This window comes from Flavobacterium sp. GNP010, assembly GCF_056428945.1.
In genome coordinates, this window is sequence record NZ_JBWJVK010000074.1 from 1 (window position 1) to 4441 (window position 4441).

Genomic DNA, 4441 nt, shown 5'->3' on the forward strand with positions numbered 1-4441 from the left:
TTTTTTTTTTTTTTTTTTTTTTTTTTTTTTTTTTTTTTTTTTTTTTCTTTTTTTTTGGAGCATAATATTTTTAAAACTGTGCAGTTTCAGTAGAGTCTTTCATTGCAGTTGTAGAGGATTTACCAATTGTCACGGTGTTTTGTACTGCATCAAAATAGGATGTTCCTACAAAACCTTGGTGTTTTACGGCTTTGAATCCGTGTTGTTGCAACGCAAATTCTCTTTCTTGTAATTCAGAATATCCGGCCATTCCTCTTTCTTTGTAGGCTTTAGACAATTCAAACATACTTGTATTTAGCGCGTGAAATCCAGCTAAAGTAATGAATTGGAATTTGTATCCCATTGCAGCAAGATCCTCGCGGAACGTTTCCATTTCAGCAACTGATAATTTTGCGGCCCAATTAAATGATGGAGAACAATTGTATGCCAACATTTTTCCTGGGAATTTTGCGTGAATTCCTTCAGCAAATTTTCTTGCGTAATCAAGATCCGGATTGCTGGTTTCCATCCAAATCAAATCGGCGTATGGTGCGTAACTCAATCCTCTATCAATACCTTGTTCTACGCCACAGTTCACGTAGAAAAATCCTTCTCCTGTTTTTTCACCCGTGATGAATTTTGCATCTCTTGGATCAATGTCGCTAGTTAGTAAGTTGGCAGCATCAGCATCAGTTCGGGCAACTACAATGGTAGGTGTTCCCATAACATCAGCGGCTAAACGGGCTGCAATTAGTTTATTGATAGCTTCTTGCGTAGGAACTAATACTTTACCACCAAGGTGTCCACATTTTTTTGCAGAACTCAATTGGTCTTCAAAGTGAACTCCTGCAGCTCCTGCTTCAATCATCGCCTTCATTAACTCAAAAGCGTTTAGGTTTCCACCAAAACCTGCCTCGGCATCGGCAACAATAGGTACTAAGTAGTCTTTTTTGTCTGTAGTTCCGTTTACTACCTGTATTTGGTCTGCACGTAAAAGTGCATTATTAATTCGTTTTACTACTAATGGAACGCTGTTCGCAGGATATAAAGATTGGTCAGGGTACATTTCCCCTGCAACATTGGCATCTGCTGCTACTTGCCATCCGCTCAAATAGATAGCGTCTAATCCTGCTTCTACTTCTTGAATGGCTTGGTTTCCCGTTAGTGCGCCAAGTCCAGCTACAAAATCCTGAGAATTTAGTTTACTCCACAAGGTATTAGCTCCAATTCTGGCGACACTGTGTTCAATTTGATACGATCCTTGTAATTTCACCACTTCTTCAGCAGTGTAAGGACGCTCGATGCCGTTCCATCTTGGGTTTGTAATCCAGTCGGTAACTAATTCTTGAATTCTTGTTTCAGTAGTTTTCATAGTGTTTGTAATAGTTAAAAGGTGTTTAATAATTTTATATTGATGCTAATTGTAGTGTATTTGCTATTGATTTTAAATGTATTTGTATCCAGGAAGGGTTAAAAATTCGATAAAGGTGTCGTTAACAACAAGCTCGTCCAATAATTGTTCTGCCAGTCTGTATTTTTGTTTTTCATGATTTTCATCCCCAACTAAATTTCTTATTTTTTCAAATTCTTCCATGGCTAAGCGATGGTAATAACTTTCATTTAATATTTTTCCATTGTCTAAAATCACTTTGTTTTGGAGCCACTGCCACAATTGTGATCTTGAAATCTCAGCCGTAGCGGCATCTTCCATCAAGTTGTGTAAAGCTGCTGCACCTTGGCCGTTGAGCCATGAAGCAAGGTATAAAACGGATATGCTGATGTTTTTTCGAATCCCTTCTACGGTAATACTTCCTTTTGGGGTTTCTAGCAAGTCCTGTTCGGTCACTTTTATATCTTCTCGTTTTACGTGAATTTGATTTTTATTCGGCATGTGTTGGTCAAATACGTTCATGGCAAGCGCAACTAAATCGGGATGTGCCACCCAAGTGCCATCATGACCATTTTTCACTTCACGTTCTTTATCAGCTATTACTTTATTGAAAGCAATGGCATTAGCTGCTTCATCATTTTTTATCGGAATCTGAGCTGCCATACCACCTATAGCGTGAATGCAACGTTTGTGACATCTTTGAATCACCAGTTGAGAATAAGCACTCATAAAAGGTGAAGTCATGGTCACTTGGTCGCGGTTTGGAACAATAAATGCGGGGTTATTTCGTAATTTTTTAATGTAAGAAAAGATATAATCCCATCGCCCGCAGTTCAAACCAACAATATGATCTCTTAGCTCATAAATGATTTCGTCCAATTGAAAACTAGCCGTTATCGTTTCGATTAGAACGGTGGCTTTGAACGTCCCATTTTGTTCACCCAAATAATCCTGTGCAAATTCAAACACTTCATTCCACCATCTTGCTTCTAAATAATGCTCGAGTTTGGGCAAATAAAAGTAAGGTGCCGTGCCTTTTTTAATTAGTTCTAAGTGATTGTGAAACGCATACAAGCCAAAATCAACTAGAGAACCCGAAAGAGGCTGACCATTAATAAGCATATTTTTTTCAGATAAATGCAAACCTCTTGGGCGCACGAGCAATACGGCAGTTATATCTTTTAAGCTGTATTTTTTGTTTTTTACTGTATCCTCAAGACTTATGGTTTTATTTACGGCGTCTTTTAAATTTTGTTGCCCCGTCATTAAATTACTCCATGTAGGTGACGTGCTGTCTTCAAAATCAGCCATGAAGGTTTTTGCGCCAGAATTGAGAGCATTAATAACCATTTTTCGATCTACAGGACCAGTTATTTCAACTCGTCGATCTAATAAATCAGTAGGAATGGCCGCTGCACGCCAATTACTTTCTCTGATGTTTTTAGTTTCAGCAGGAAAAGTAGGCAATGCGCCTGCATCAAATAAAGCTTGTTGTTTTTTTCGATTTTCTAAAAGTACAAGTCGCTGTGGATTGAAATTTTCATGAAGTAAGGACAAGAAAGTCATTGCTTCATCAGTTAAGATTTCCGGATAATGTTCCGTAGTTTCTTCTGAAAAATTTAACAAATTATCTGAATATACTTCTTTAAAATTCATGATTTACTTATTTAATGAAACACTTATTGGCTTTTTGATAAGAATATTTAATTATTCAACACTGCAATACTACAAAAAGTTTTTTACAAAACAAGCGAACGTACGCTAAAAATTGAAAATAATTTTTTTGACGTCAATTTTTTTTGATGTATCTTTGAAATATGAACATAGAAAAGGATTATATCAAGCTGATTTTTGGACTGAAACTTAAGCAAGCGCGGACGAATAAAAATTTATCCTTATTTGGCTTAGCCAAAATCACCGACTTGTCAAAATCGTATTTAAACGAAATTGAAAAAGGGAAAAAGTATCCCAAAACTGATAAAATCATTCTGCTTTCTGAGAAATTGGAGGTTTCGTATGATAGTATGGTGTCTTTAAAGCTGGATAATAATTTGGCGCCGATTGGTGAAATATTGAAATCAGGTATTTTGAAAGAGATTCCGTTGGATCTTTTTGGCATACAGGAAAATGACTTGATTGATATTATTGCAAATGCTCCTGCAAAAGTCAATGCGTTTATCAGTACCATTATTGAGATTGCACAACATTATAATTTGACAAGAGAGAGTTTCTTTTTGGCTTCTTTGCGCTCGTATCAAGAAGCGCATACCAACTATTTTGAAGATTTAGAACAAAAAGTCATACAGTTTTTCCAATCGTTTCATGTTAATATGGAGGTTCAAATTTCTATTGAAGAACTGACCGCAATTTTGATTGAAGAATATGGTTATACGATCGAAGAATTGGTTTTTTCGGAGCAAGATCAGTTGGGCGATTTGCGATCTATTTTTGTTCCAAAAAGCAAAACACTACTACTTTCAAAGGATATAGACGAGCCACAAAAAGCCTTTATATTAGCCAAAGAAATCGCTTATAATTATCTCCAAATCACAGAACGATTGTATACGTTCAGTTGGATTAAGTTTGATAACTTTGATCAGGTCCTCAATAATTTTTACGCTTCTTATTTTGCAGGAGCCTTGCTTATTCCTAGGCAAAAATTAATAGATGAACTCAATGTTTTTCTGTCAAAATCAGATCCAAAACCGCAAGAGATGGTCGCTTTAATGAGTAGTTTTAACGTATCACCTGAATCTTTTTATCAAAGACTGACAAATATTTTACCTAAAGATTTTCAGTTAAAAAATCTCTTTTTTCTGCGTTTATCCCATCAAATAGGAACCGATACGTATCAGATAAAAAAAGAGTTGCACATTACCAATCAGCAAGAACCGCATGCAAACGAGATGAATGAGCATTATTGCCGCCGTTGGGTTTCTATACGTACTATTGAGGAGTCTTTGAGGCAACAGAAAAGTCATTTTTTTGATGCGCAAATTTCCAGTTATGAAAATAGTAAAAATGAATATTTAGTCTTTTCATCCGCCACACCTGATCCTTTCAAAACCAATT

Annotated in this window: 3 protein-coding genes; 1 reads left to right on the forward strand and 2 read right to left on the reverse strand. The window is 36.2% G+C overall.

What is annotated here, in order from left to right; all coding sequences use genetic code 11:
- Positions 1–70: 70 nt before the first annotated feature.
- Together aceA and aceB are read right to left on the reverse strand one after the other, a co-directional pair.
- Positions 71–1351, reverse strand: a complete 1281-nt coding sequence (gene aceA / locus AC061C_RS15210) for an isocitrate lyase (protein ID WP_417984857.1) — start codon at positions 1349–1351, stop codon at positions 71–73.
- Positions 1352–1423: 72 nt separating this feature from the next.
- On the reverse strand, positions 1424–3025 hold the full coding sequence (gene aceB / locus AC061C_RS15215) for a malate synthase A (protein ID WP_478291874.1): 1602 nt from the start codon (positions 3023–3025) through the stop codon (positions 1424–1426).
- A 161-nt stretch (positions 3026–3186) separates the two neighbouring features.
- On the opposite strand from aceB, the gene AC061C_RS15220 reads away from it, so the two are divergent.
- On the forward strand, positions 3187–4441 hold a 1255-nt coding region (locus tag AC061C_RS15220; protein WP_478291875.1), incomplete at its 3' end, for a helix-turn-helix domain-containing protein.